The following is a 26,699-nucleotide window of genomic DNA, read 5'->3' as shown; positions in this document are numbered from 1 at the left end:
CACCGGAAGCCGCCCGATCGGAAATGACATGACCAGCACCGACCTTCTCTCGCTTTTCGATGCCAGCGAGAGCGAAATTCAGTCCATCGTATCCGATGCGCTTTCCGGCGCCGATGACGGCGAGCTTTACATCGAACACGCCCAGTCGGAATCGCTGACCATCGATGACGGACGCCTCAAGGGCGGCTCCTTCAACACCGATCAGGGCTTTGGCCTGCGCGCCGTGGCGGGGGAAACCGTGGGCTATGCCCATGCCGGCGAGCTTTCCGCAGCTGCGCTGAAACGCGCGGCCGATGCTGCAGGCGCGGTAACCCGGGGCCATGCAGGCACCTACAGCGAACCGCCGCAGGGCACCAACCGCAAGCTTTACGGCGAGGAAAACCCGATCGGTTCGCCGAGCTTCGAGGAGAAGGCAAAACTTCTCCAGACCATCGACCGCTATCTGCGCGACAAGGACGCCCGCGTGCGGCAGGTGACAGCCTCCATCGCGGCAAGCTGGCAGGTGGTGGAAATTCTGCGCGCCGACGGCCACCGCGTGCGCGATATTCGCCCGATGACCCGGCTCAACATTTCCGTCGTTGCCGGCGAAGGCGACCGGCAGGAATCCGGCGGCAACGGTTTTGGCGGCCGCATGGGCTTCGACAGCTTTTTGACCGAAGAACACTGGCAGCGTGGCGCCGACGATGCGCTGCGTCAGGCGCTCGTCAATCTTCAGGCCATCGATGCGCCGGCGGGCACCATGGATGTGGTTCTCGGCAACGGCTGGCCGGGCGTGATGCTGCATGAGGCGGTCGGTCATGGCCTCGAAGGCGATTTCAACCGCAAGAAGACCTCGGCCTTTGCCGGGCTGATGGGCGAAATGGTCGCCGCACCCGGCGTCACCGTGGTGGATGACGGCACGATTGGCGAGCGGCGCGGATCGCTCACCGTCGATGATGAAGGCACGCCCTCCGGCTACAACGTGCTCATCGAAAACGGCCGCCTCGTCGGCTACATGCAGGACCGGCAGAACGCCCGCCTGATGGGCATGAAGCCGACCGGCAACGGTCGTCGCCAGGGCTATTCGCACCGGCCCATGCCACGCATGACCAACACCTACATGCTGGGCGGCGACAAGAGCCCGGAAGAAATCATCGCCTCGGTGAAGCGCGGTCTTTACGCCGTCTCCTTCGGCGGCGGACAGGTGGACATCACCTCCGGCAAGTTCGTGTTCGGCTGCACCGAAGCCTATATGATCGAGGACGGCAAGATCGGCGCGCCGGTGAAGGGCGCGATGCTGATCGGCAACGGCCCGGAGGCGATGAAGCGCGTTTCCATGGTCGGCAACGACATGAAACTCGACACCGGCATCGGCAATTGCGGCAAGGCCGGCCAATGGGTTCCGGTCGGCGTCGGCCAGCCGCATCTCAGGATGGACCAGATCACGGTCGGCGGCACCAAGACCTGATGGGCAACGCGCTCGTTCCCGAGCTTGCCGTTTCCAACTGGCTGAAAAGTCGTGCCTTCTGTTGCGATATCATCGGATTTACCGTGCGCTACGAGCGTCCGGAGGAAGGTTTCAGTTTTCTGGAACTGGGTGGCGCCGAACTGATGATCGATGAAATCGGCGTTGGTCGCACCTTCGCCGTGGCCGATGCCCCCTTCGACTATCCGCTGGGGCGTGGCGTGAACCTGCAAATCCACGTTGCCGATGTCTCTGCCATCCTCGACCGGCTGGCGGTGGCGGGTCACCCGCTTTACCTGCCGCTGGAGGAAAAGTGGTATCGTCGCGATGATCACGAAGTGGGTAACCGGCAGTTTGCCGTGGCCGATCCCGATGGCTATCTGCTCAGGCTCTATGAGGGGCTGGGAGAACGCTCTCTCGAGGAGTAGCCCATCCCTCATAGCGCCGCAGCGCGGCCTCTCATCCCGTCCGGACCCGGCAAACAGCCCTTGCCAGAACCGGGCTTCCCAAGTACCATTTTGCGATATATCGCCATTCTCAGGGTGTTTTTCCTAAAATACCCTATCTCGGGAAATCACCATGTCCTTCCTCGCCACCGCCGGTCTGACGGAGGGTGCCGCCGCCCTTCTTGTTGCTGTTGCCCTCATGGCCGGGCTGGCGCGCGGTTTCTCCGGTTTCGGAGCGGCGCTGATCTACATGCCGCTGGCAAGCGCCGTCGTCGGTCCGAAAATCGCGGCGGTTTCGCTGCTGGTGGCGGATGCGGTGATGACGGTTGGCATGTTGCCGGAGGGCTGGCGCAAGGCCAACCGGCATGAAGCACTCCTGATGCTGGCCGGGGCGGTGGTCGGCATTCCGCTGGGCGCCATGGCGCTGGCCAACCTGCCCACCATGGTGCTGCGCTGGGGCATCTGCCTCATGGTATTCCTGATGCTGGCGCTTCTGCTTTCGGGCTGGCGCTACCGGCAGAGCCCGACGGCGCCCCTCACCGTCGCGGTGGGGGCTGTTTCCGGCTTTTTCGGAGGTGCGGCGCAGCTTGGCGGGCCCGCCGTCGTGGCCTATTGGCTGGGGGGCGCCCTGCCGGCTGCGAACATGCGCGCCAGTATCGTGCTTTATTTCGGCATGGCAACGATCATTTCCGGCATCAGCTATTTCACCGGCGGCCTGTTTGTCCTGCAGGCCTTCGTCGTCGCGCTCATCGTTGGACCGTCCTACGGCATCGGGCTTTATGCGGGGTCGCGGCTGTTCGGCCTGGCCAGCGAGGCAACCTTCCGGCGCATCTGCCTCGGCCTCATCGCCGCGGCGGGTATTCTCGGCCTGCCGATCTTCGGGTGAGATCGGCAGGTATCATTTTTTCGCATTTCCGGACGCAAAACCGTTTCACACTTTTGCTGGAAATGCTTTTCACATCAAGGATAAAGGCGCGCTTTCGACCAAGCTGCATCCGGTGTTTCCCGCTCGAAGAGAACACGGTCATGCAGGCGGAAAGGCCGGTCGTGCCAGAACTCGATGGAGACCGGACGGATACGGAAACCCGACCAGTATTCAGGACGCGGAATTTCACCGATGGCGAATTTCGCCGTATGTTCGGCCACGGCCTTTTCCAGCGCGAAACGGCTTTCGAGCGGGCGGGACTGTTTTGAAGCCCAGGCGCCGATGCGACTGCCACGGGGACGCGAGGCGTAATAGGTATCCGCCTCCTCGTTCGTCACCACCTCGACGGGGCCGCGAATGCGGACCTGCCGGCGCAGCGATTTCCAGTGAAAACACATGGCCGCCTTCTTCTGGCCCAGAATTTCGCGACCCTTGCGGCTCTCGAAATTGGTGTAGAAGACGAAGCCCTGGGCGTCATAGCCTTTCAGGAGAACCATGCGCACATTCGGCAGGCCGTCCTCATCTACCGTGGCAAGCGCCAAGGCGTTGGGATCGTTGACTTCCGAGGCTTCCGCATCCTTCAGCCACTTTGCGAAGAGGGCAAACGGCTCGTCCTCAGCGGTGAAGTCACCGCTTGTTAACCCGTTATCCGACATATTAACTCAAATGCTCCGAACTTGGCCTGGCCGGGATTCGGTTGCCAGCACGCGACACGATGAAAGGTGATCGTCATAACAAAATGCCGGAAATCCAGAAAGGGCATGTTTTCACACGGCATCCGTTTTTTTGCCGTGCTGCCGCTCTGTGTAGCACTTTCCGGCTGCATGAGTTTCGACCTTTTCTCCTCACGCGCCGATAGTTCGCTGACCACCAGTTCCGTTGCGCCGAAGAAATCCACCGAAGCCATTTCCGACGAGGTGACGGTGCGCAATGCCGTGACCTCCGCCGATCTGGAAAAGCTTGCCGGCGCTTCCCTGCCCTGGGCCAATGCTTCCACCGGCAGCGCCGGTGTCGTGGCATCGATCAACGAGAGCCGTGCGAACGGTGCGGTCTGCCGCAGTTTCGTCACCACCCGCCATGCCTATGACGGCATCGCCAACTTTATGGGCGACACCTGCCTGGATACTTCGGGCGAATGGAAGCTCATCCGTTTCATTCGACAGAACTGATCAAGTCTTCATAAACGCTCAGTTAGTGAATTTGGCCTAACCTTGACAATAGTAAGCAGTCCGTTGGCGTTGTCCGGTTGCGTAACCACGGTTTGCGAGTGTTCGAGTAGCGTTGCGGCTGTGCCAGACCGGGAGCACGGCCGTCGGAGTTTTCGGTGGCCCAAATGCGTGATCCCTATGCCGTGCTCGGCGTCAGGCAGGACGCCCGCGAGGATGAGATAAAAGCCGCCTGGCGTGCCCGGGTGAAAAGCGTCCATCCCGACCACAACCGCGACGACCCGCAGGCGGCAGCACGCTTCGCTGAAGTCGGTGCGGCCTATGACCTGTTGCGAGACCCCAAGAAACGCAGTCGTTACGACCAGCGCCATCGCGGCAAGGGCGAGGAAGACGGCCAGACCATCATGCAGAAGCGGCAAGCGGCCAAGGAGGCCGCCGAACGCGCCAAGGCCGCCCGCGAGGAAGCCGCCCGCGTGATGGAAGAGCTTGCCCGCGCCAACGCCCAGCGCGCCGCCAAGGCCGCACAGGAAAGCGCCGCGGCAGCCGGGCCGGAAACGCCGGCCGGCGAAAGCCCCGAAGCGGTGGTGAACCGCATCTTCGGCACCGGCGAACAGGCAGGCGCCAAGGACCAGACGAACGCCTCTTCCGCCAAGGCCCAGGGTCCGGGGCAAACGCAAGGTGCGTCCGTAGACGACAGCGCCACGGCGCCGAACGAGACGACCCAGAAATCCACTGAAGAAAGTGAAGCAAGCCGCGCCGGATCCGTACCGCTTCCGGTTCAGGCGGTCGAACTCATTAGCTACTGGATCCGCAAGCTGCGCGGCATCGAGCCCGCGCCGGAAAAGGCGCCGGATATCGTTACCGAAGCCGTCGTTTCCATCGATGACCTGATCGCCGGCCGTACGGTTTCGGTGGTGCTGTTCGATGGCCGAGAAGTGCGCGTGCGGCTGGAACCCGGCATGACCGAGGACCATGTGGTGCGCCTCGAAGGTCAGGGGCACCGTTTCCAGGGCATGCAGCGCGGCGATGTCCGCGTGATGTTGAAGGTTGCCGAAGATCCGCGCTTCGAGGTCGAGGGCTTCGACATCCACACGGTTCTGCCGGTTTCGCTCGAGAATGCGGTGCTCGGTTGCGACAGCACCGTTGAAGCGCCGGAGGGCCCCGTCGCCATCACCATTCCGCCCTGGTCGGATTCGAACCGTTCGATCCGCATCGAAGGCAAGGGACTGCCGCAGACCGCCGACAAGCGCGGCGATCTCGTCGTCGAACTGCGCCTGACCCTGTGGGACAAGCCGGATGACAAGGTGACGGACCTGATGCGCCTGATGCGTGAAGGCCTCTACATCTGAAACCGCCAATGTTGCGCGGCGGTCGCGCCGCGCAAGCATTATTATTACAACAGCTTGCATGAGATGATCCGGGCCCGCTTGAACGGTCTGGCGGGCTATGCCATAGGCTTGGGCATTCAAGATGCCCGCCTCTTCCCGTTTTTTGGGATATGCGCGGGTCAACCGACGACGATCCCGGCCCGCCCCCCTGGCGTTGGGCTGAAAGAAACATGGAGTAAGACATGGCTGAGCTTTCCGGTCTGCTGGCAGGCAAACGCGGTCTCATCATGGGTGTTGCGAACAACCGTTCCATCGCCTGGGGTATCGCCAAGGCCGCCCGCGACGCAGGCGCCGAACTTGCCTTCACCTGGCAGGGTGACGCTCTGAAGAAGCGCGTGGAACCGCTGGCCGCAGAACTCGACGCCTTCCTCGCCGGCGATTGTGACGTCACCGATCTCGCCAGCATCGACGCGGTGTTCGACACGCTGGAAAAGAAGTGGGGCAAGATCGACTTCGTCGTTCACGCCATCGCCTTCTCCGACAAGGACGAACTGACGGGTCGCTTCATCGAAACCAGCCGCGACAACTTCACGAAGACGATGGACATTTCCGTCTATTCGTTCGTCGCCGTGGCGCAGCGCGCCGAGCGCATTCTCAACGACAACGGCTCGATCATCACGCTCACCTATTACGGTGCCGAGAAGGTGATGCCGCATTACAATGTTATGGGCGTTGCCAAGGCCGCGCTTGAAGCGTCCGTGCGTTACCTCGCCGTCGATCTGGGCGGCCGCGGCATTCGCGTCAACGCCATTTCAGCCGGCCCGATCAAGACGCTGGCCGCTTCGGGCATCGGCGACTTCCGCTATATTCTCAAGTGGAACGAGTACAATGCGCCGCTCAAGCGCACGGTGACGATCGAGGAAGTCGGCAAGTCCGCGCTCTACCTCGTGTCAGACCTTTCGACCGGGGTGACCGGCGAGATCCACCATGTCGATTCCGGCTATCACACGGTTGGCATGAAGGCGGTGGATGCGCCCGACATTTCCGTCGTCAAGGAATAACAGGTTTCCGGGGCGCCCTCGCTGACCGGCAAGGGCGCCCCTCCCTTTTTCGCGCCACGCAATTTCGACGTATCCTGGAGGCGGACATGCAAATCTACGTGATCCGTCACGGTCAGACCGACTGGAACGCCGATGGCCGCATGCAGGGCCAGCGCGATATTCCATTGAACAGCCTCGGCCGCGCCCAGGCAAATGGCAATGGCGTGGCGCTGAAAGCGCTGCTCGGCTCTTCCGCCACCGCCTTCGATTATGTGGCGAGCCCCCTTTCCCGCACCCGTGAAACCATGCAGCGCGTGCGCGGCGCGATGGGTCTCGATCCACGCGGTTACACGACCGACGAACGGCTTCTCGAAGTCTGCTTTGGTGATTGGGAAGGTTATACGCTGGAGGAACTGGCCCGCCGCTTTCCGGAACGGGTTGCCGAGCGCGAGCGTTCGAAGTGGGATTTCATTCCTCCGGGTGCCGAGGCGGAAAGCTATGAAATCCTGTCCTGGCGGGTGGCCTCCTGGCTTTCATCCGTCACACGCCCTACGGTGTGCGTCTGCCATGGCGGCGTCATCCGCAGCCTGTTCCGCATCGTTGCCGGCCGGGGCACGGAAGAATCGGCCATGACCGAGACGCCGCAGGACCGCATTCTTTCGCTCGATCCGACACAGGGCCGGATCGGCTGGGTCTGATTATTCGGAAATCTGCAGATCATCGACAACGCGGCGGCCATCGACCACCGTGTAGAAGACGATGACCTTTTGCCCTGCCTTCAGGCCTTCGAAGTTGAATTCCTCGGGAACCTGATAGCTCTTTCCGTCATCCAGCATGATCGTCAGCTTGTCGGTGTCGATCTTGCTGATCTTCGCCTCGACATCCGCGCTCTGCGCAAAGGACGCCACCGGCAGGAAGATGGTGAGTGCGAGAATGAAGGCGAAAACGATGTGCACGGAGAGGGCTCCCTTCCGGTCCAGACTTGAGCGGTGGAACAAGGATACCCTCCTGAATGTGGCGATTTGCAGCCGGTACGATGACATTACAGCAACGATTGATGGACCGGATTCGGGCGTCTTTCAAGGGAGATGCTTCTCTTTGCAACCAATGAACCCAGTTTTCTCCCGGGATTTCGGGTTGTTGGGGCAAGGCTATGTTAACTTGCGGTTCCTATTGTCTTTCCGAATAATGGCAAAGAGGTCCGTGTGGGGCATTGGCAACTTCAGGGGCGGCGTATCCGCAACTACTGGCAGAGAACCGGTGTCGCGCTTGCAGGCGCAGCGCTGGTCGCTTTCGCTATTCTGGCCATCAGTGTCGCGCTCGATCGGCAAAACAGCGAAACCTATCGCGCCAACCTGCGCGAGAATGCCGACCGCACCGCCTTCTTCCTGCAGCAGCGCCTTGCCGGCCAGATCAAGGCCGACCAGAACACCGCCGCAAACCTGGCTCGTGATTTCGCCGTAAACGCGGAGAGCGCCATGGCGCTGTTCGATGATCAGGCCCAGTTCGTCCTGTCCGGAAACCGCCATTTCGACCACATCGCCATCACGAAGGGCCGCAGTCTCGCGCGGATTCTGCCCGTGACCGATGCCAACAACGAAATCGGCCAGACGCTCGCCTCCCGTTATCCGTATGACCAGAAGCGCGTCCATCACGTCGAGACCTATCTTGCAAAGGGGCGGCCTGCGCTGATGGCGACGGAGGACGGCAAGCTCGTGTTCATCACTCCGGTGACAAGGAATGTGACTGACGCGACGAAGCGTATTTGGGGCTTTGTCGAGATCGCCATCCAGAAGAAGGACTTCTTCAACGCCGCCGGCTTCACCGTCATGTCCCCGGAAATCTTCCATGAGCTTCCGGAAATGCGGGTGGCGATCCGCGATGTCTCCGGGCGTGGCAACGGCGTTACCCCGTCCTATGTGTTCGGCGATCCCTCGATGGCGGATGCCACCCCGGTGAGCCGCCGCATTCCATTCGATGGCGGGGCGCTGGAAGTGCTAGTGATGCCGGAGGCCGGCTGGGACATTCCCTGGGCCAAAAAGGCCGCCTTCCGCTTTGCCCTTCTATTGGCCGGCATCGCCATCGTGGTGCCGATCTTCGGCGCGAGCATGCTGATTGCCGAGCGCAATCGCAACATCATGGCGCTTGAAGGCCGCGAGGCCAAGCTGCTGGAACTGTCGCAGCGTTTCAACCTTGCCATGGAATCCTCCAATATCGGCATCTGGGAGATGCAGGACGGTTCCGACGACATCTACTGGGACGAGCGCGCAGCCATGCTGCAGGACGAGTTGCCTCAGGAGGTGGTGAGCCCGCTCGACACCTGGCTGGTCCGCGTCGTGCCGGAAGACCGTGACATGGTCGCCGCCCATTTTCGCGATTACAAGCTGACCGGTTGCACCTACAAGGTCACCTATCGCATCAGGCTTGACGATGGCTCCATCCGCTACCTGCGTTCGGTCGGCGCCCGCTACGAAAGCACGGATGTCTCGACCCGCACGACCGGTATCGTCTGGGATGTGACCTCCGACGAAATGATGACGCTGACGCTGCGCGAGGCCAAGGAAAGCAGCGACATCAAGAATGCCGAACTCGAGCTGGCGCTGCAGGAGCTTTCCAGCCGCGAGCAGGAACTCGAGGACTTGTCACGCAAGCTCGATCTGGCGCTCGAATCCTACCATTGCGGCATCTGGGAAACGGATCTGGCTGAAAATGTCGATCTGTGGGATGCCCGCATGTCGCAGCTTTACGGCCTGCCGCCCGAGCCACGCCGCATCGCCTATGAAGACTGGTTCGCCCTGATCGATCCGCGGGACCGGGCAAACGCGCTCGCCGGCACCCGCATCTTCCGCGATGGCCAGCAACGGCCGCCGCTCCTCGTGCGCGTGTACCAGCCGGACGGCACGCTGCGCTACATCCGTTCCGTCGGACAGTCCTACATCAACCAGCAGGGCGTTCGCCGCATCGTCGGCATTGCCTTCGATGTGACCGAAGACCAGATCATCACCGCCGAACTCAAGGCGGCCAAGGATGAAGCCGAAGCCAAGAACGTCGAGCTGGAACTGACCAAGAGCCGCATCGAGCACAACGCCCTGCACGATCCGTTGACCGGGCTGGGCAACCGCCGCAAGCTGGATGTGGAACTGGAGCGTCTTTCGCAGGAAAGTCAGGGCAGGCGCGTCACCTTCTCCATTCTCCACCTCGATCTCGACCGCTTCAAGCAGATCAACGACACGCTCGGCCACGCTGCCGGCGACGCGATGCTCGCCCACATTGCCGGGGTTCTGCGCGCCAATGTGCGCAGCGGCGACAGCAGCGCCACCCATGACATCGTGGCCCGCATCGGCGGCGACGAGTTCGTCATCCTCTTGCCCGGCATGGAATCGCGCAATGCGCTCAAGGAACTGTGCACCCGCATCGTTCAGGAAATCAGCCAGCCGGTGGATTTCGAAGGCTTCTCCTGCCGCTGCGGCGTTTCCATCGGCATCGCCATGGCGTCGGGCATGTCCGTCGATGCCCGCAAGGTGCTGATCAACGCCGATATCGCGCTTTATCGCGCCAAGCGCATGGGTCGCAACCGTTTCGAGTTCTTTACCCAGAACCTCCAGGCCGAAATCGTCAACAGCAAGCGCACGGCGGACGAAATTCTCGCCGGCATCGAGCGGGATGAATTCACCGCCTGGTATCAGCCGCAATTTTGCGCCCGCACCATGCAACTGACCGGGGTCGAGGCGCTGGTGCGCTGGCAGCATCCCACCCACGGCCTCATCACACCGGACCGCTTCCTCGGCATCGCCGAGGAACTGAACGTGGTTGCAACCCTCGACCAGCTCGTGATGCAGACCGCGCTCAAGGACCGCATGCGCTGGGCCGCCATGGGCATCAACGTGCCCAAGGTTTCGGTCAACGTTTCCTCGCGCCGCCTGCATGACGAGGCGCTGATCGCCTCGCTCAAGGGCCTGTCCATCACGCCGGGCGAACTGTGCTTCGAACTGGTGGAATCGATCTTCCTTGATGACCGTGAAGCGATCACCGACATCAATCTCGAACAGATCAAGGCGCTCGGCATCGACATCGAAATCGACGATTTCGGTACCGGTCATACCTCCATCGTCAGCCTGCTGAAGCTGAAGCCCAAGCGGCTGAAGATCGACCGTCAGCTCGTCATGCCCATTCTGGAATCGACCCGCGAGCGGGCTCTGGTGCGCTCGATCATCGATCTTGCCCGCTCTCTGGGCGTCGAGACCGTGGCCGAGGGTGTGGAAACGCTCGACCACGCGCGGATGCTGGCGGAACTCGGCTGCGACATGCTGCAGGGTTACGCCTTCGCCCGCCCGCTTTCCTTCGACGCTTTCAGCCAGCGCACCATCGATACCGGATGGAAATTCGCCGTTTAAGGCGATTGTTCTCAAAAAAACGCCTGCTGCGTCACCTTTTGAGGGAAAGAAAGCCTTTTGCTTGGGTGGCGTTTTCCACTATGAGTGTGCCCGTCCATTGCATCCGGAAGAAGCACGCAAGCTCCCATGTCGCATAACACGTTCGGTCACCTTTTCCGCGTTACCACCTGGGGCGAAAGCCACGGCCCGGCCCTTGGCTGTGTCGTCGATGGCTGCCCGCCCGGCCTGACCTTTACGCTGGCCGACATCCAGTCCTTTCTCGACAAGCGCAAGCCCGGCCAGTCGCGCTTCGTGACGCAGCGCCGCGAGGCCGATGAGGTAAAGGTTCTCTCGGGGGTCTTCCCCTCCGGCGATGGCGAAACCTATACGACGACCGGCACGCCGATCTCCCTGATGATCGAGAACACCGACCAGCGCTCGAAGGATTACGGCGAGATTGCCCAGCAATATCGCCCCGGCCACGCCGATTTCACCTATGACGCCAAGTACGGCATCCGAGACTATCGCGGCGGCGGTCGCTCTTCGGCCCGCGAAACGGCGGCGCGTGTCGCCGCTGGCGCCGTTGCCCGCCTTGTCATTCCCGGCGTGAAGATCCGTGGCGCGCTGGTGCAGATCGGCAAGCACAAGATTAACCGCAGCCGTTTCGACTGGGACCAGGTGGACCAGAACCCGTTCTTCTGCCCGGATGCGGAGACCGTGCCGGTGTGGGAAGCCTATCTGGACGAGATCCGCAAGGCCGGCTCGTCCGTCGGCGCCGTCGTGGAAGTGGTGGCCGAAGGTGTTCCCGCCGGTCTCGGCGCACCGCTTTACGGCAAGCTCGACCAGGACATCGCTTCGCTGCTGATGTCGATCAACGCCGTCAAGGGCGTTGAAATCGGCAACGGTTTCGAGGCCGCCGAAATCACCGGCGAGGAAAATGCCGACGAAATGCGCATGGGCAATGACGGCGCTCCGCTGTTTCTTTCGAACCATGCCGGCGGCATTCTCGGCGGTATTTCCACCGGCCAGCCGGTCATCGCCCGCTTCGCCGTCAAGCCAACCTCCTCGATCCTGACGCCCCGCCAGTCCATCGACGCGAGCGGACACAATGTCGATGTCCGCACCAAGGGCCGCCACGACCCCTGCGTCGGCATCCGTGCTGTTCCCGTGGGCGAGGCGATGCTCGCCTGCGCCATCGCCGACCATTATCTGAGAGACCGCGGCCAGACCGGCCGTCTGAAATAAGCAAGGACACCCGAAATGAGCTTTGACCAGAAGCGCGTCGTGGACGCCATCCGCGCCTTCGAGGCTGGCGAAATCGTCGTTGTGACCGACGACGACGACCGCGAGAACGAAGGCGACCTCATCGTCGCCGCCGTGCATTGCACCGCTGAAAAGATGGCCTTCATCGTGCGCCACACCTCCGGCATCGTCTGCGCGCCCATGCCGAAGGAAGAAGCCAAGCGCCTCAACCTCAACGCCATGGTGGCCGAGAACGACAGCGCCCACACCACGGCCTTCACCGTGACCGTCGATTTCAAGCACGGCACGACCACCGGCATTTCCGCCGATGACCGCACGCTGACGGTGCGCAACCTCGCCAACCCGAATGTCGGCCCGGCCGATTTCACCCGCCCCGGCCACATCTTCCCGCTGGTGGCCCGCGAAGGCGGCGTTCTCATGCGTTCCGGCCACACCGAAGCCGCGGTCGACCTCTGCAAACTGGCCGGCCTGCCGCCCATCGGCGTGATCTGCGAACTCGTCAACGACGACGGTACCGTGACGCGCGGCCCGCAGGTGACGGCATTCGCGGAAAAGCACGGCCTGAAGCAGGTTTCCGTCGCCGATCTCATCGCCTATCGCCAGCGCAAGGAAACGCTGGTGGAGCTGGAATCCAGCTTCACCATCGAAACGCCCTTCGGTCCGGCCAAGGCGCACACCTATTCCCTGCCCTGGGACCCGATGCAGCACATGGCCGTGATCTTCGGTGACATTCGCGACGGCGAGGACATTCCGGTGCGCCTGCACCCCGAAAACGTGGCCGACGACGTGTTCGGCATGCGCCAGCCGGTGGCGCATTACATGAAGAAGATTTCCGAACTCGGTCGCGGCATCATTGTCTATCTGCGCGAAGGCTCGGTGGGCGTTGGCCAGAGCGAACGTTCGCGCAAGGTGCGCAGCGCCGCAGAAGATCACGAACAGGCCAAGACCCGCGAGCACGAGTGGCTTGAAATCGGGCTCGGCGCGCAGATCCTCAAGGATCTCGGCGTCTCCTCGATCAAGCTGCTGACCAGCCGCGAGCGCCACTATGTCGGTCTTGAAGGTTTCGGCATCAAGATCAGCTCGACCGATATCGGTTAAAGCCTTACGCTGCCGGCTCTCCGGAGCCGGCAGTCTTCTGCCCGGAAAGGGCCAAAGTTTTTTTACCGCCGATTCAGCATAAGCAAGCCTTTGGGCCTAAGCGCCCGGATCATTAAAATTGCGCCTATTATCTTATCGGTTCTTCTAGGGCCTTGCGGTCACGCTCCTCCAAACTAAAGGAGCACCGCAGTGGCCACGACATCGAATTTTCTCGACTCCCTCGGCGTCAACACTCATGCCTCTTTCGGCACCGGCGCCTACACCAATTCGAGCCTGACGGTTCAGTCCCTCAACTATCTCGGCATCTCCTCCGTTCGCGACGGGTTCAGCGCCTACGGTGTGCAGAACCAGACGCTCTCGGCCCTCGCCGATGCCGGCATCAAGATCAATGTCGTCGTCGGCAGCGACGTGCCGGCCACCGGCCTGGCGAAATACATTTCCGCCCTCGAAAGCTTTGCGACCTCCCATGCCGGCTCACTGCTGGCGGTCGAGGGCCTGAACGAGGCGAACCTCTTCAGCTTCAGCTATAACGGCAGCTCCTCGATGGAAGCCGCCGCAGCCTTCCAGAAGGCGTTCTATACCGCCGTCAACGCCAGCAGCGTGCTTGGCGATCTGCCGGTTCTGAACATGACAATCGGAAATGACAATGCCGCGGCCTATGCCGCGCTCGGCGATCTCTCGCAATATTCCGACTACGCCAATGTGCACAGCTACTTCCTGACCTACGGCAACGGCGATGCGCGCCAGGAGGATCAGATCGCGCTTGCCAAGACCGTGAACAGCACCGACCCGCTGATCATCACCGAAACCGGCTTCACTACACTCAAAACCGTCGATGGCATCGGCATCAGCGAGACAGGACAGGCAAAGCTCATTCTGAACGGCTTGTTCGACGCCTGGGAAAACGGCGCGCAGAAGACCTATCTCTACGAACTGTTCGATGGCAATTCGAGCGATACCAGCGATGCCGAAAGCCATTTCGGCCTGTTTTCGAGCGATGGCACACCCAAGCAGGCGGCCACCGCCATCCATAACCTGACGACGATCCTCTCCTCCGGCAGCGACAGCAGCGTATCAACGCAGGACGCGCTCAAATACACGCTTTCCGGCATGCCCGGCGCCTCGCATTCGATGGTTCTGAACAAGGCCGGCGGTGTGTTCGATCTGGTTCTGTGGGCCGAGCCGAAGATCTGGGACGACGTGCTGAACAAGGACATCGCCGTTGCCAGCAGCACGGTGACGATCAACCTCGGCGCCGTTTACGGCAAGATCTACGTCTACGATCCGATGAAGGGCACGGCGCCGATTGCCGTCTTCTCCAACACCAGCAAGATCACGGTGGCCCTTAGCGATCATCCACTCATCATCGAAGTCGGCGCGACGGCCCCGATCTCGACCCCGGCCATCACCGTCGATCCGGTCCTGACCCTTTCGGCCGATGATTTCGTCGCGCAGATCGACACGCTTGCAACCGCCCAGGGCCTGCAGGAAGTGAAGCTGACCGGCGACCATGTGCTCCACGTCTCTTCCGAAGCCACCATGCGCTACATCCTGACGCATTGTCAGGACGTTCTCGACAAGGTTGCCGGCGGCTACTCCTTCGTGGTCGAGAACCCGCAGGAAACCTGGCGCACCTTCACCTACTACTCCGCCGAGGGCGCCGTGACGTCGAAGGTGGAACAGGGGCTTTCCAGCGGCGTGGTCACCAGCCAGAGCACCTTCTATCCCGATGGCTCCAGCTATACGGAAGTGTTCAAGAATGGCGTCGTGGTGTCGGCAAGCGCCGTCTCGACCGAGGGCGACCAGACCTATTACACCTTCAAGGACGGCATCAAGGCCAGCGAAATCGTCCAGCACAAGGACGGTTCCTACGACGTCTTCGAGTTCGCCATTACGGGCCAAGCCTATACGACCCAGCACCAGAGCTTCAACGCCGCCGGCAAGATCGTCGCCCTGGAGCGGGATGGCGACCACGGCTTCCGCCAGTCCTGGACCTTCGATGCCAGCACGGGCAAGGCCATCACCTTCTCCCAGGTCAGCGTCGATGGCACCAAGAGCTATTACACCTACACCTCGACCGGCGCAGCCAAGACCACCAACATCATCTATGCCGATGGCCACTCCGAAGCCTATGACTACGGTATTACCGGCCAGAGCTACACGACGGTGCATCAGGTTTTCAACGCCAGCGGCAAGATTACCCTGCTGGAACGCACTGGCAGCAATGGCTTCTTCGAAAACTTCAAGTTCGACGCCAGCACGGGCAACGTCATCTCGCACAATCTGAAGACCACGGATGGCGAGACGGTCAACCAGACCTATTATTCCGATGGCAGCGCGAAATCGGCGATCTTCTACCACGCCAACGGGTCCTACGACACCTACGACTACAATATCACCGGCAAGACCTACTCGACCCAGCACCAGACCTTCAACGCCGCCGGGAAGATCGTCAACCTCGTGCGGGACAGCGACAACGGTTTCCACCAGTCCTGGAAGTTCGATGCCAGCACGGGCAAGACCGTTGCCTTTACGCAGTTCGAGACGGACGGCACCCAGAAGTACACCACCTACACCTCGACCGGTGCGGCCAAGACCCTGAACATTGTCCACACCGACGGCCACACCGAAGCCTTCGACTACGGCATTACGGGGCAGGCCTATACGACGCGGCACCAGGTGTTCGACGCCAATGGCAAGCTGACCCTGCTGGAGCACTCAGGCAATGACGGCTTCAAGCAGACCTACACCTTCGACACGACGACGGGACGGTATGTGACGCTCGAACAGCACGACACAAATGGCACCGATCGCTTCTACAGCTACACAGCGAACGGCAACTCGAAGCTGAAGATCATCCACGACGCTGCCGACACCTACAATATCACGGCCTATGTCAAGGGCCTGACGCTGGACGGTGGCGTGCACAACGACACCTTCACGTTCAAGTCCTCCGTCGCCGGCACCGTTCTTTACGAAAGTGGCAACGACACGGTCGTCGGCTTCTCGGCGCGTTCCGGCCATATCGATCTGGCCGATGGTCTGGTTTCCAGCCTTTCGCAGGTGGATGTTCACCAGTCGGGTGCGGATACGATCGTCTTCATCGACAATGCGCACTCGCTGACGCTGAAGAATGTGACCATGACCTCGCTGCACGACGGCTGGCTGACACTCTGATCCCGTTCGTTCCGCTGCGGCTGCCGCAGCGGAACGGCGTTGCTCTCATGTCGCGGCATCGCCGCGCCAGCCATCGCGATAGGCGACGTGCTCCACGCCGCAGAAACGGGCGACCCGCTGCAATTCAGCTTCCAGCCTTTCCAGCCGCCTGGCAGAGGCCCGCACGCCCGGCTCAAGCCACAGCCGCTTGACGGCCAGCACGCCCTCGCCCCGTTCGGCCTTCATGTCGATGCGACCGATGAGGCGGTCGCCTTCGAGAAGCGGGAAGACGTAATAGCCGTATTGCCGCTTTTCCTCCGGCACGAAGACCTCGATGCGGTAGAAGAAGCCGAACAGACGCTCCGCCCGATTGCGATCCCGCAGCAGCGGATCGAAGGGCGAAAGGACGCGGATACGGGCGGGCGGCTCGGCAGCATCCCTGATCCGCCCGGCGACGCCCGTAAAGGCAAAGGCCATGCGCGGCCTGTCGCCGCCTAAGGTCTCGATCGCGACCTCTTCCAGTTCATCGCGATGGCGTGTGACCCAGGTCTTCGCCTCTTCCGGGCTGACGAGATCGAAAAAGGCGGCAATTTCGCCAGAGGTGGCAAAACCCAGTCGTTCCAGTGCGCTGCGGCAGGCAAAATCCACAAAGGCTTCCTGATCCACCTCGCCGGCATAATGATCCGGCAACAGGACGCGCTCGGATAGATCGTAGACCTTCTGGAAATTCCGCCGCCCGGCAATGGCGAGGCGGCCGGTGTGCCAGAGAAATTCCAGCGCCGTCTTGGAGGGGTGCCAGTTCCACCAGCCACCGGAAACGTGATCCTCGGCTTTCAGATCGCGCGCCATGACCGGCCCGCCTTCCCGGATCCGGTCCAGCGTGTTGTTGAATTCGGCGTCGAAGCCTTCGCCATGCCATTTGCGCCAGCGCTCCAGAATGATCGGCTCGCGACGCCGGAACCGCCATTTCCAATGGGGAAAGAAGGCCGACGGCAGGATAGAGGCATCGTGTGTCCAGTGTTCGAACAGCAGCCGGTCCTTTTCCAGCAGCGCTTCCAGATGGGCGGGCCGGTAGGTCTGATTGCGGGAAAACAGGATCATGTGGTGAGCACGTTCCACCGTGCGGATACTGTCGACCTGCACGAAGCCCAGCGACGTGATGAGGTCGGCAAGGCCGGCCTTGTGCATGGCCCTGCCCGGCGGGGCGGCAAGGCCCTGCCTTTCGAGGAAAAATCGCCTTGCATCGGGGTTCGAAACGGGAATCGCCATGAACAGAGACTAGGAAACCGATCACAGAAAGGCAATGTTCTTTTTATGTTCCGACTTCTCTTTTATCCCGCCACGCGGTATAAGCGCCCCGAGCTTTTGAGAGGACAGAGCGTGGACATTCGTTTCGAAGCGGCGGGCGTCGATTTCGGCGGCCGCACGGTGCTGGAGCCGCTGACGCTTTCGCTGAGCCAGCGGCGGATCGGCGTGATCGGCCTCAACGGTTCAGGCAAGTCGACCTTCGCCCGGCTGATTACCGGCCTTCTCAACCCGACGCGCGGCGCCGTTGCGCTCGATGGTCTGGACACGGTGAAGGATGCCGGCGCGCTTTCCGGCCGCACCGGCTATATCTTCCAGAACCCCGCCAACCAGATCATCATGCCGGTCGTCGCCGAAGACATGGAATTCGGGCTGAAAGGCCGGGGTATGGACAAGGCCGCCCGCGCGGCCGCCGTTTCCCGAACACTCGAGAGCCTTGGCGTTTCCCATCTTGCCAGCCGGCGCGCGCATGAGCTTTCCGGTGGCGAATTGCAGCTTGCGGCGCTTGCCGCCGTACTTGTCACCGGGCCGGACACCATTATTCTCGATGAGCCGACCAACCAGCTCGACCTCAAGAACCGCCGCGTTGTGGAGCAGACCATGGCGGGGCTTTCGCAACAGCTCGTCGTCATCAGCCACGATCTGCCGCTGCTGGACGGGTTCGACCGCGTGCTGCTGTTCCATGAAGGCCGGCTTGCAGCCGACGCTCCACCGGCGGAGGCCATCGCGCGGTATATGGAGATAGCGAGCCCATGAAATCACTCCATGTCGAGGGCAACGGGCTCTTCCATCGCCTGCCCATTCGCGCCAAGCTGCTGCTGCTGGCCGCGCTCGGCATCGGCCTGTTCCTGACGCGCGATCCGCGCCTTCTGGCGCTGGGGCCAGCGCTGGGCGCGCTTGTCTGGTTCACGCTCGGCCTGCCGTTGCGCGAAGCGCTAGGTCGCCTGCGGCCGGTTTTCCTCACCATCGTCATCGTCGCCGCTTTCAGTTTTCTGGTGAACTCGAAGGAAGAGGCGCTACTGCAACTGCTGAGGCTGACGACGCTGATGCTGTTTGCCGCCACCGTCACGGCGACCACGACCGTCAGCGCCTTCATCGAGGAAATCACCGCGCTCGCCCGCCCCTTCGAGAAGCTCGGACTGGTGAAAGCGGACGATATCGGCCTTGCCTTCGGGCTTGTCGTGCGCTTCGTGCCGGAAGTTCTCAGCCGTTACGAGGCGATCCGCGAGGCGCACAAGGCGCGCGGCATCAAGCTTCGTCCGCTGACACTGATTGCACCGCTTATCATACTTACGTTGCGCGAGGCCGATCAGATTGCCGCCGCCATTGACGCGCGCGGTCTTCGCCGTCATTAAGACTTCATTAAATTCTGGAGGAAACCCCCGTCATGAACACCCGCGATCTCGTGCTCGTCTCGCTGTTTGCCGCCATCATCGTGGCGCTCGGCCTGCTGCCGCCCATCACACTGGGCTTCATTCCCGTTCCGATCACCGCACAGTCGCTCGGTGTCATGCTGGCCGGCACCATTCTCGGCGCCAGGCGCGGCACGCTTTCCGTGGCGCTCGTCATCCTGCTGGTCATCATCGGCCTGCCGGTGCTTTCGGGCGGTCGTGGCGGTCTTGCCGTGTTTGCCGGCCCCACCGTCGGCTTCCTCATCGGCTGGCTGCCGGCTGCTTTCGTGACGGGCTACCTTTCCGAGCGTTTCGCCGCTGGCCGTGCAAACGGCTTCGCCCAGCTCGCCAACCTCTTCATCGCCGCCGTCGCCGGTGGCGTGGTGGTGCTCTATGCCTGCGGCATCGTCGGCATGATGCTGGTGGCCGGCCTGCCGTTCATGAAGGCGCTTTCCGGTTCGCTCGCCTTCGTGCCGGGCGATCTCATCAAGGCCGGCGTGGCCGCCCTTGCCGCCCGCGCCGTGCAGGCTGGTTACCCGCTGCTGCCGGTGCGCAGCTAATCCAGCGTCCGCGAAGGCCGCCTCCGGGCGGCCTTTTCGTTTACGGCAGAAAATCGTAGAGCCAATCGCGCAGCCGCTCCGGCAGGGCGACTTCCTCGCCCTTTTCCCGGTCATAGGCCATCCAGACGATTTCGACGCGGGCGGCAAGCTGGCCTTCCCGCTCGATCTTCACCGCAAAGCCCACCGTCTGCATGCCGATCTTGTCCACCTCGACCCTGAGACTGGCGAGATCGTCATAGCGCAACGGCTTGTGGAAGCTGCATTCCATGCGCTTCATGGTGAAGGCCGGCTCGCCTTCCACCGCCGGACGGTGGCTCCAGAAAGCGACCAGCGCCTGCTCCGCGAGCGTCAGATAGGCGGCATTGTGCATCTGGCCGAGCAGATCGATGTCGCGATAGGCGATCCGCGTCTCCATCGTGTCGAAACGTTCATTGGCTGTCATTGTTTCACCCCTCTTTAACGCCATCTAGAGCATTTCCAGCAAAAGTGCGCAGCGGTTTTGCGTGCGGAAATGCGAAAAAATGCGGCGCGGAGAAGAACAAGGCTTACCGCCCAGGGGACGAACGCCATGACGACACGGCTTTACGAACACGCGGATTTTCTGCTGCATGAGGTGCCGGAAGGCCATCCGGAGCGGCCCGACCGGCTGCGGGCGCTGAACCTTGCGCTGGAACATCCGAACTTTGCCCGGCTGGAACGGGTGGAAGCGCCGCGCGCCAGCGAGGATGCCGTTCTTCTGGCCCACACCGAGGAACATCTCTGGCACGTCATGCGCGGAATGCCGGAGGAAGACGGCGACATCCGCCGCATCGCCGAGGACACCTATGGTTCCGCCGGCACACTGCAGGCGGCGTTTCGCGCCATTGGCGGGGCAATGGCGGCTGTCGATGCCGTGATCACCGGCAAGGCCGACAATGCCTTCGTGGCCGCCCGCCCGCCGGGCCACCATGCGGGCCGGGCAAAGACCGCCGGCTTCTGCCTGTTCAACAATGTCGCCATTGCCGCCGCCCATGCGCGCGCCGCGCATGGCGTGGAACGCATCGCCATCATCGACTGGGACGTGCATCACGGCGACGGGACGCAGGACATCATCTGGAACGATGCGCATACGCTGTTCGCCTCCCTCCACGAAGCGCCGCTCTATCCCTTCACCGGCACGATGGAGGAAACCGGGGGCGCCAACAACGTCATCAACGCACCGCTTTCGGCGGGCGCCACCGGCGACCAGTTCCGCGAGGCCTTCCGCGACCGCATCCAGCGCAGATTCCACGATTTCGGCCCCGACCTCATCCTCATCTCCGCCGGTTTCGACGCCCACCACCGCGACCGGGTGAGCCATATCAACCTGACCGGCGAGGATTTCGACTGGGCGACGGGCCGCGTCATGGAAATCGCCGAGGATAGAGGCCATAACCGGGTCGTCAGCCTGCTTGAAGGCGGCTATGATCTCGAAGGTCTGGCCGAATCGGCCGGGCTGCATATTTCAAGACTGATCCGAGGTTGACCATGACGGACATCGCCGCGCCCGCCGATATCGCTGCCCTTTCCTTTGAAAAGGCCGTGGCGGAACTGGAAAACATCGTGGCCCGGCTGGAACGCGGCGATGTGGCGCTGGACGAGAGCATCGCCATCTATGAGCGCGGCGAGGCGCTGAAGAAGCATTGCGAGGCGCTGCTTTCCGCCGCCGAAAACCGCATCGAAAAGATCCGTCTCGACCGCGCCGGCAAGCCGCAGGGCACCGAGCCGCTCGATAACGGCTGATTTCCACAGCTTTTCCCCATCGCAACTTCCGGCACCCCGCCCGCCTCACGAAAATTCGTGCCGGGGTGATTGACGCCAATCGCCGGATGCGCTCTGAATAAAGACGCATCACCGGTTGGGAGGAACCGACGTATTGCGTAGGGTGGACCGCCAAAGGCGGCAGCCCGGTTCAGGTTCTGGACCCCGGAGGCATACCACATCATTTCAGGCACGGCAGCGGCCTCACGGCGCCCGTGCGGGCACGCATCGAACCCGGTTCAAACGCGTGTTCTCCCCATGCGCGAGCGCACGCCGCCCGCGCCGTGGCCCGGCACCCCCGGCCACACCCCAAGCTTGGCGGCCGCCGGTTTACCGGCCCCCGCCCCGCGCGCGGCCAGGAGGAGGGGCCGCGCGCACCTTTTTAGCTAGGTGCGCCCGTTCGTTCATCATATTGGATTATCGCTTCGATCATTTCGAAAACTGCATTAAAAGCGTCGAACGCTTGAACATCAAATGAGGGCACAACCACGTTTGCAAAATCTGCTTTCCCACTTCCAACGTCTTTAAAATGGGTCCTATCTTCCAACAGATGTTCAACTTTTTTCTGACCAACCATTATTGAAGCCTTTTTACGATTAAGCGTCAATTTCTTGCCATCAACTTCTTCATTAAGGTGTTGATCTCTAAATAAAAATTCAATCGGCATATTACCATACTCTTCGCACTCATTCCGAAAGCTAGGTGCGGGCAATGTGGCAGCATAAGCCTTACCATGCATACCTCGCTTCACTCGATATCCACCAATCTCGCAATCAACGAAATTTTTATCGAAATTACAGGCCCGAATTCCCTCAGCGTCATAATCAAATAGCCCAATCACGACGTGTGGATGGTCAGAAGCAACACCTTTTATTCGTATTGCCAAGCTTTGAGCACCACCGTTTCCGCTCCCTGCATTTTCTCCGCCAGTCTCACAACTGCGAATGGCAAACGGTGGCGCTCCTTCTCGAAGCTTCCTCCAAGCCGTCAGCAAAATTTGTGCATCGGTTCGTCCCTCAGTTAAAACAACTGGCGTCGCGATTGCAGCCAATTCTGCCTGCAGTACACTAATCTTCGCTTCAGCTTGCTTCGCCTTAGCCTCGATAGCAGCAACATTTTTTAGCGATTCAGCCACAGCAGGAAGATAAAATCCCTCCCCAATTGCGATTTGCGCATCAAATCGCTCCATTTCACGACCTTGGAGTGCCGTTGAAACACCACCATCGTCCTTTCTAATATAGAACTTCGCAGCGCCGTCATCTTCAAGTAAATAAAATGATGGGCTATGCGTTGTTAAAAATACTTGAACACGATCACCTTTAGCCAACGAAAGAAGTCTTTTAGACTCCGATTGAGAAGCCACAAAATCTAGTGAATTCTCTGGCTCCTCAAATCCCCATATATGATAATCGTATTTATCATTCTCAGAAATGAAATTTAACAATTCTGGAATATGCCTCACCTTCACGCCATCACCGCGTTGACGCGTCAGAGATTTAGGAAATGATTCGCCAGCCGCCGTCGTTTCAAAATCCAAAGTTTGAAATAGTTGACTTAATTGAGTAGGCGCCCCGATTTTTGTACTGGCGGACACCTCTTTCGGTAACGTCTGAAACATTTCCCGCGTCAGATTATGCAATCTACCCGAAAAATCATCAACTGCACTGATAAATTCACTTGATCCAGCGATTGTCTCATGTATTCCTGCTAGTAAAATTTCAAATATACTTATATCTTTGATTGCTGGTACGTAAATAAATCTTATTTTGTTAAGCAGCCTCGCTACAATATGCTTTCTACTTCCCGGAATGTGCCCTGACAATTCCTCGCTATAATCGCCACCTCTCGAGACTGTCCACTGTCGTTTGACATAGAACTGATCCCCCAAAGATGTTCTGTATGATGGCGGAGTATTAAATGTAACTTTAACATACAAAAATTTTCGAACATCTTCAGATAGATCAGCTTCAGCCAATCTTTTCTCACAAAAATCAATAGGAAATTCAAATTTTTGTGTATACTCGGGAGCCCCAGAAAAAAACAAATTCAGGGCGCGGACAACATTTGACTTCCCTGAGTCATTTTTTCCAAAAATTACGTTTAAATCTTTTAAGTTACGAATTTTAAATTTATAAAAACTTCTAAAATATGATATTTCAACTTCATCAATTAAATGCACGCTAACCCCCAACATCCATTAAAATCACAATTATGAGAGCATTTTTGCCCCTTGCCCCATCTTACTAACGCCCATCCAAAGCTGCAATCCATCACTCTCTCAACTATTAAAGGCACAATGTAGTCCACTGCTGTTTTCTCAATATCGCCCCCCCCCAAAACGAAACACACCGTCACCCACATCCCTCTACCCCTCACCCGCTCCCCGCCTATATGTTCTTCTCCCACACACCAACGGAGGAGCGCGGCCATGTCCTTTTTTCCCGGAGACGATCCTGTTGCAGGCGATGCATTTTCCTGTTCGGCGATTGAGAACCTCATCATTCCGCGCACCAGCGATCTCGGGAATTTCGAGGTGCGGCGGGCGCTTCCTTCGCGGCAGCGGCGGCTGGTCGGGCCGTTCATCTTCTTTGACCGGATGGGGCCTGCGCTTCTGAAGGCGGATCAGGCGCTGGATGTGCGGCCGCATCCGCATATCGGGCTTTCCACCGTGACCTATCTGTTCGATGGCGAGATCAAGCATCGCGACAGTCTGGGCACCGAACTCGTGATCAAGCCGGGCGACATCAACCTGATGACAGCGGGCAAGGGCATCGTGCATTCCGAGCGCACGCCGGAAAACCTGCGCGGCACGCCGCATTCCATTTCTGGCCTGCAGACCTGGCTGGCGCTGCCGGACCATCTGGAGGAGATCGACCCGGCCTTTGCCCATACCGAAGCCGCCAACATGCCGGAATTTACCGATGGCGGGGCGACAGGCCGCGTGGTCATCGGCGCCTTCGAAGGGCTGAAATCGCCGGTTACGCCGTTTTCGGATACGCTTTACGTGGACCTGAAGCTTGAGGCGAACGCGCGCTTCCCCTTCCCCGCCGGGGCCGAAGAGCGGGCGCTCTATATACTGTCGGGCAGCCTGACAGTGGCGGGCGATCACTTCGCGCCCGACCAGCTTCTTGTTTTCCGGCCGGGCGATGCCATCACGCTTCAAGGCGGGCCTGAGGGCTGTCATGTCATGCTGTTTGGCGGCGCGGCGCTGAATTCGCAGCGTTATATCTGGTGGAACTTCGTTTCCTCCTCCAAGGAACGCATCGAAAAGGCCAAGGAAGAGTGGCGCACGGGGCGTTTTGACATCGTTCCGGGCGATGAAGAGGAGTTTGTCCCCTTGCCGCAAGGCTGATTTTCGCTAGAACGGTCTCTGAAGAGTGCGTTCCGCATTTCGCCCGATTCCGGTGCGAGAAGCGGAACCGCCCGGACTGGACCGGGCATAAGCCAAGAGAACCGCCAGTGACGCAATCGCCATCCGCTCCCCTGCCGCAAACGCCGCTGCTCGATCAGGTGCATTTTCCCGCCGATCTGAAAAAGATCGACGACCGCGACCTGCCGCAGCTTGCGCGTGAACTGCGCGACGAGATGATCGACGCCGTTTCGCGCACAGGCGGGCATCTGGGCGCCGGGCTTGGCGTGGTGGAACTCACCATCGCCATCCACAAGGTGTTCAACACGCCCGATGACCGGTTGATCTTCGATGTCGGCCACCAGTGCTATCCGCACAAGATTTTGACCGGCCGGCGCGACCGCATCCGCACACTGCGCCAGGAAAACGGCCTTTCCGGCTTCACGCGCCGGGCCGAAAGCGAATATGACAATTTCGGCGCGGGCCATTCCTCCACCTCGATTTCCGCCGGCCTTGGCATGGCCGTTGCCGCCGAACTCGACAAGTCCGACCGCAAGGTGATCGCCGTCATCGGCGATGGGGCCATGTCCGCCGGCATGGCGTTCGAGGCGCTGAACAATGCCGGCGCGCTCGATGCGCGCCTCATCGTCATCCTCAACGACAACGATATGTCGATTGCGCCGCCGACGGGGGCGATGAGCGCCTATCTCGCCCGCCTCGCCTCGGGCCGCACCTATATGGGCATCCGCGATTTCGGCAAGAAGCTGACGGCCTATCTCGGCAAGACCGTGGACCGCGCGATTACCCGCGCGGTCGGCCATGCCCGCGGCTGGGCCACGGGCGGCACGCTGTTCGAGGAACTCGGCTTCTACCATATCGGCCCCATCGACGGGCATTCCTTCGACCACCTCCTGCCCATTCTGCGCAATGTGCGCGACAATGCGAAAGGTCCCGTGCTGATCCATGTGGTGACGCAGAAGGGCAAGGGCTACGGCCCGGCGGAAGAGGCTGCCGACAAGTATCACGGCGTCAACAGGTTCGACGTCATCACCGGCGCGCAGGCCAAGGCCAAGCCGAATGCGCCGAGCTATACCTCCGTCTTTGCCGAGGCGCTGGTGGAAGAAGCCCGCCACGACGAGAAGATCGTCGGCATTACCGCCGCCATGCCCTCCGGCACGGGGCTGGACAAGCTGGCGAACCTCTTTCCCGAGCGCTGTTTCGACGTGGGCATTGCCGAACAGCATGCCGTGACCTTTGCCGCCGGTCTTGCGACCGAGGGCTACAAGCCATTCTGTGCGCTCTATTCCACCTTCCTGCAACGCGCCTATGACCAGGTGGTGCATGATGTGGCATTGCAGAAGCTGCCGGTGCGCTTCCCCATCGACCGTGCCGGCTTCGTCGGCGCCGACGGGCCGACCCATGCCGGTTCCTTCGACACCGCCTTTCTCGCCACCCTGCCGGGCATGGTGGTGATGGCCGCCGCCGACGAGGCGGAGCTGAAACACATGGTGCGCACCGCCGCCGCCTATGACGAAGGCCCGATCTCCTTCCGCTATCCGCGCGGCGAAGGCGTTGGCGTGGAACTGCCCGTGCGGGGCGACATCCTTGAAATCGGCAAGGGCCGCATCGTCAAGCAGGGCTCCAAGGTGGCGCTGCTTTCCTTCGGCACGCGGCTTGCCGAAGCGTTGCAGGCGGCGGAAGATCTCGATTCCGCCGGGCTTTCCACCACGGTGGCCGATGCGCGCTTCGCCAAGCCGCTCGATACCGATCTCATTCGCCAGCTTGCGCGTCACCACGAGGTTCTGGTTGTGGTGGAAGAAGGAGCTGCCGGCGGCTTTGCCGCACAGGTGCTGCATTTCCTCGCCGCACAGGGTCTGCTCGACAACGGGCTGAAAGTCCGCTGCCTGACCATGCCGGATGAGTGGGTGGAACAGGCAAAGCCCGAGGCGATGCTCGCCCGCGCCGGCCTCGACCACACCGGCATCGTCGCGACCGTTTTCACCGCGCTCGACCACAAGACCGTTTCCTTCGGCACCGCGGGCTAAGGCCCGCTTTCCCTTTCCAGACATTGCGGAC

23 protein-coding genes are annotated in these 26,699 nt (G+C 60.9%); 18 read left to right on the top strand and 5 right to left on the bottom strand.

Annotated features, from left to right (window positions below):
* Positions 1-28 precede the first annotated feature (28 nt).
* The 3 genes from tldD (at position 29) to GGQ66_RS14465 (ending at position 2,776) form a co-directional block, all read left to right on the top strand.
* On the top strand, positions 29-1,447 hold the full coding sequence (tldD, locus tag GGQ66_RS14475; protein ID WP_183793433.1) for a metalloprotease TldD: 1,419 nt from the start codon (positions 29-31) through the stop codon (positions 1,445-1,447).
* Complete coding sequence (locus tag GGQ66_RS14470; RefSeq protein WP_183793432.1) at positions 1,447-1,872, top strand: bleomycin resistance protein; 426 nt, start codon at positions 1,447-1,449, stop codon at positions 1,870-1,872. Before tldD ends, GGQ66_RS14470 begins: the two co-directional genes overlap by 1 nt.
* A 151-nt stretch (positions 1,873-2,023) precedes the next feature.
* Entirely contained in the window at positions 2,024-2,776 is a 753-nt protein-coding gene (locus GGQ66_RS14465) for a sulfite exporter TauE/SafE family protein (protein WP_183793431.1), read from the top strand.
* Positions 2,777-2,850: 74 nt separating this feature from the next.
* On the opposite strand, the gene pdxH is transcribed toward GGQ66_RS14465, so the two are convergent.
* A complete protein-coding gene (gene pdxH, locus GGQ66_RS14460) occupies positions 2,851-3,471 on the bottom strand; it encodes a pyridoxamine 5'-phosphate oxidase (RefSeq protein WP_183793430.1) in 621 nt (206 codons plus the stop codon).
* 105 nt (positions 3,472-3,576) lie between these two features.
* Between pdxH and GGQ66_RS14455 the strand changes: the two genes are divergently transcribed.
* From GGQ66_RS14455 to GGQ66_RS14440, 4 genes are all read left to right on the top strand, one after another.
* Complete coding sequence (locus GGQ66_RS14455) at positions 3,577-3,984, top strand: RT0821/Lpp0805 family surface protein (protein WP_183793429.1); 408 nt, start codon at positions 3,577-3,579, stop codon at positions 3,982-3,984.
* Between the two features lie 164 nt (positions 3,985-4,148).
* Entirely contained in the window at positions 4,149-5,330 is a 1,182-nt protein-coding gene (locus GGQ66_RS14450; RefSeq protein WP_183793482.1) for a DnaJ C-terminal domain-containing protein, read from the top strand.
* Positions 5,331-5,551: 221 nt separating this feature from the next.
* The gene (gene fabI, locus GGQ66_RS14445) at positions 5,552-6,370 is read left to right on the top strand and encodes an enoyl-ACP reductase FabI (protein ID WP_183793428.1); all 819 of its coding nucleotides are present in this window, start codon (positions 5,552-5,554) and stop codon (positions 6,368-6,370) included.
* 86 nt (positions 6,371-6,456) lie between these two features.
* Complete coding sequence (locus tag GGQ66_RS14440; protein WP_183793427.1) at positions 6,457-7,047, top strand: histidine phosphatase family protein; 591 nt, start codon at positions 6,457-6,459, stop codon at positions 7,045-7,047.
* Here the strand turns inward: GGQ66_RS14440 and GGQ66_RS14435 are convergent, their stop codons facing one another.
* A complete protein-coding gene (locus GGQ66_RS14435; protein WP_183793426.1) occupies positions 7,048-7,305 on the bottom strand; it encodes a DUF1344 domain-containing protein in 258 nt (85 codons plus the stop codon).
* Between the two features lie 249 nt (positions 7,306-7,554).
* Between GGQ66_RS14435 and GGQ66_RS14430 the strand changes: the two genes are divergently transcribed.
* The 4 genes from GGQ66_RS14430 to GGQ66_RS14415 all read left to right on the top strand — a co-directional run bounded on the left by GGQ66_RS14430 (position 7,555) and on the right by GGQ66_RS14415 (position 16,260).
* Positions 7,555-10,743: a putative bifunctional diguanylate cyclase/phosphodiesterase gene (locus tag GGQ66_RS14430; protein WP_370686354.1), complete on the top strand. Its 3,189-nt coding sequence runs from the start codon at positions 7,555-7,557 to the stop codon at positions 10,741-10,743.
* 126 nt (positions 10,744-10,869) lie between these two features.
* Positions 10,870-11,967: a chorismate synthase gene (gene aroC, locus GGQ66_RS14425; RefSeq protein ID WP_183793425.1), complete on the top strand. Its 1,098-nt coding sequence runs from the start codon at positions 10,870-10,872 to the stop codon at positions 11,965-11,967.
* Positions 11,968-11,982: 15 nt separating this feature from the next.
* On the top strand, positions 11,983-13,083 hold the full coding sequence (gene ribB / locus GGQ66_RS14420; RefSeq protein WP_183793424.1) for a 3,4-dihydroxy-2-butanone-4-phosphate synthase: 1,101 nt from the start codon (positions 11,983-11,985) through the stop codon (positions 13,081-13,083).
* A gap of 189 nt (positions 13,084-13,272) precedes the next feature.
* On the top strand, positions 13,273-16,260 hold the full coding sequence (locus GGQ66_RS14415) for a glycoside hydrolase family protein (RefSeq protein ID WP_183793423.1): 2,988 nt from the start codon (positions 13,273-13,275) through the stop codon (positions 16,258-16,260).
* A 45-nt stretch (positions 16,261-16,305) separates the two neighbouring features.
* Here the strand turns inward: GGQ66_RS14415 and GGQ66_RS14410 are convergent, their stop codons facing one another.
* Entirely contained in the window at positions 16,306-17,508 is a 1,203-nt protein-coding gene (locus GGQ66_RS14410) for a winged helix-turn-helix domain-containing protein (RefSeq protein WP_183793422.1), read from the bottom strand.
* Between the two features lie 111 nt (positions 17,509-17,619).
* Here GGQ66_RS14410 and GGQ66_RS14405 point away from each other — a divergent pair, with 111 nt between their 5' ends.
* Genes GGQ66_RS14405 through GGQ66_RS14395 form a run of 3 tightly spaced genes read left to right on the top strand, consistent with a single transcriptional unit; the run spans position 17,620 to position 19,495 of the window.
* On the top strand, positions 17,620-18,300 hold the full coding sequence (locus GGQ66_RS14405) for an energy-coupling factor ABC transporter ATP-binding protein (protein WP_183793421.1): 681 nt from the start codon (positions 17,620-17,622) through the stop codon (positions 18,298-18,300).
* Positions 18,297-18,899 carry a CbiQ family ECF transporter T component gene (locus GGQ66_RS14400; protein WP_183793420.1) on the top strand — a complete coding sequence of 201 codons (603 nt, stop codon included), beginning with the start codon at positions 18,297-18,299 and terminating at the stop codon, positions 18,897-18,899. Before GGQ66_RS14405 ends, GGQ66_RS14400 begins: the two co-directional genes overlap by 4 nt.
* Positions 18,900-18,931: 32 nt before the next feature.
* The gene (locus GGQ66_RS14395; protein ID WP_183793419.1) at positions 18,932-19,495 is read left to right on the top strand and encodes a biotin transporter BioY; all 564 of its coding nucleotides are present in this window, start codon (positions 18,932-18,934) and stop codon (positions 19,493-19,495) included.
* A 40-nt stretch (positions 19,496-19,535) separates the two neighbouring features.
* Here GGQ66_RS14395 and GGQ66_RS14390 read toward each other — a convergent pair whose 3' ends face one another.
* Positions 19,536-19,937 (bottom strand): acyl-CoA thioesterase, encoded by a 402-nt coding sequence (locus tag GGQ66_RS14390; RefSeq protein ID WP_183793418.1) that lies wholly within the window; start codon positions 19,935-19,937, stop codon positions 19,536-19,538.
* Between the two features lie 126 nt (positions 19,938-20,063).
* On the opposite strand from GGQ66_RS14390, the gene GGQ66_RS14385 reads away from it, so the two are divergent.
* On the top strand, positions 20,064-20,999 hold the full coding sequence (locus GGQ66_RS14385; RefSeq protein ID WP_183793417.1) for a histone deacetylase family protein: 936 nt from the start codon (positions 20,064-20,066) through the stop codon (positions 20,997-20,999).
* 2 nt (positions 21,000-21,001) lie between these two features.
* Positions 21,002-21,256: an exodeoxyribonuclease VII small subunit gene (locus GGQ66_RS14380; RefSeq protein ID WP_183793416.1), complete on the top strand. Its 255-nt coding sequence runs from the start codon at positions 21,002-21,004 to the stop codon at positions 21,254-21,256.
* A 400-nt stretch (positions 21,257-21,656) separates the two neighbouring features.
* Here the strand turns inward: GGQ66_RS14380 and GGQ66_RS14375 are convergent, their stop codons facing one another.
* Positions 21,657-23,453 carry an ATP-dependent nuclease gene (locus GGQ66_RS14375; RefSeq protein ID WP_183793415.1) on the bottom strand — a complete coding sequence of 599 codons (1,797 nt, stop codon included), beginning with the start codon at positions 23,451-23,453 and terminating at the stop codon, positions 21,657-21,659.
* Positions 23,454-23,702: 249 nt separating this feature from the next.
* Between GGQ66_RS14375 and GGQ66_RS14370 the strand changes: the two genes are divergently transcribed.
* Together GGQ66_RS14370 and dxs are read left to right on the top strand one after the other, a co-directional pair.
* On the top strand, positions 23,703-24,626 hold the full coding sequence (locus GGQ66_RS14370; RefSeq protein ID WP_183793414.1) for a pirin family protein: 924 nt from the start codon (positions 23,703-23,705) through the stop codon (positions 24,624-24,626).
* Between the two features lie 131 nt (positions 24,627-24,757).
* A complete protein-coding gene (gene dxs, locus GGQ66_RS14365) occupies positions 24,758-26,668 on the top strand; it encodes a 1-deoxy-D-xylulose-5-phosphate synthase (protein ID WP_183793480.1) in 1,911 nt (636 codons plus the stop codon).
* Positions 26,669-26,699: the final 31 nt, after the last annotated feature.

It is taken from the genome of Allorhizobium borbori, assembly GCF_014196535.1.
In the GTDB taxonomy this organism is placed as follows: Bacteria; Pseudomonadota; Alphaproteobacteria; order Rhizobiales; family Rhizobiaceae; genus Ectorhizobium; species Ectorhizobium borbori.
This window is presented reverse-complemented; position numbering and strand designations above follow the sequence as displayed.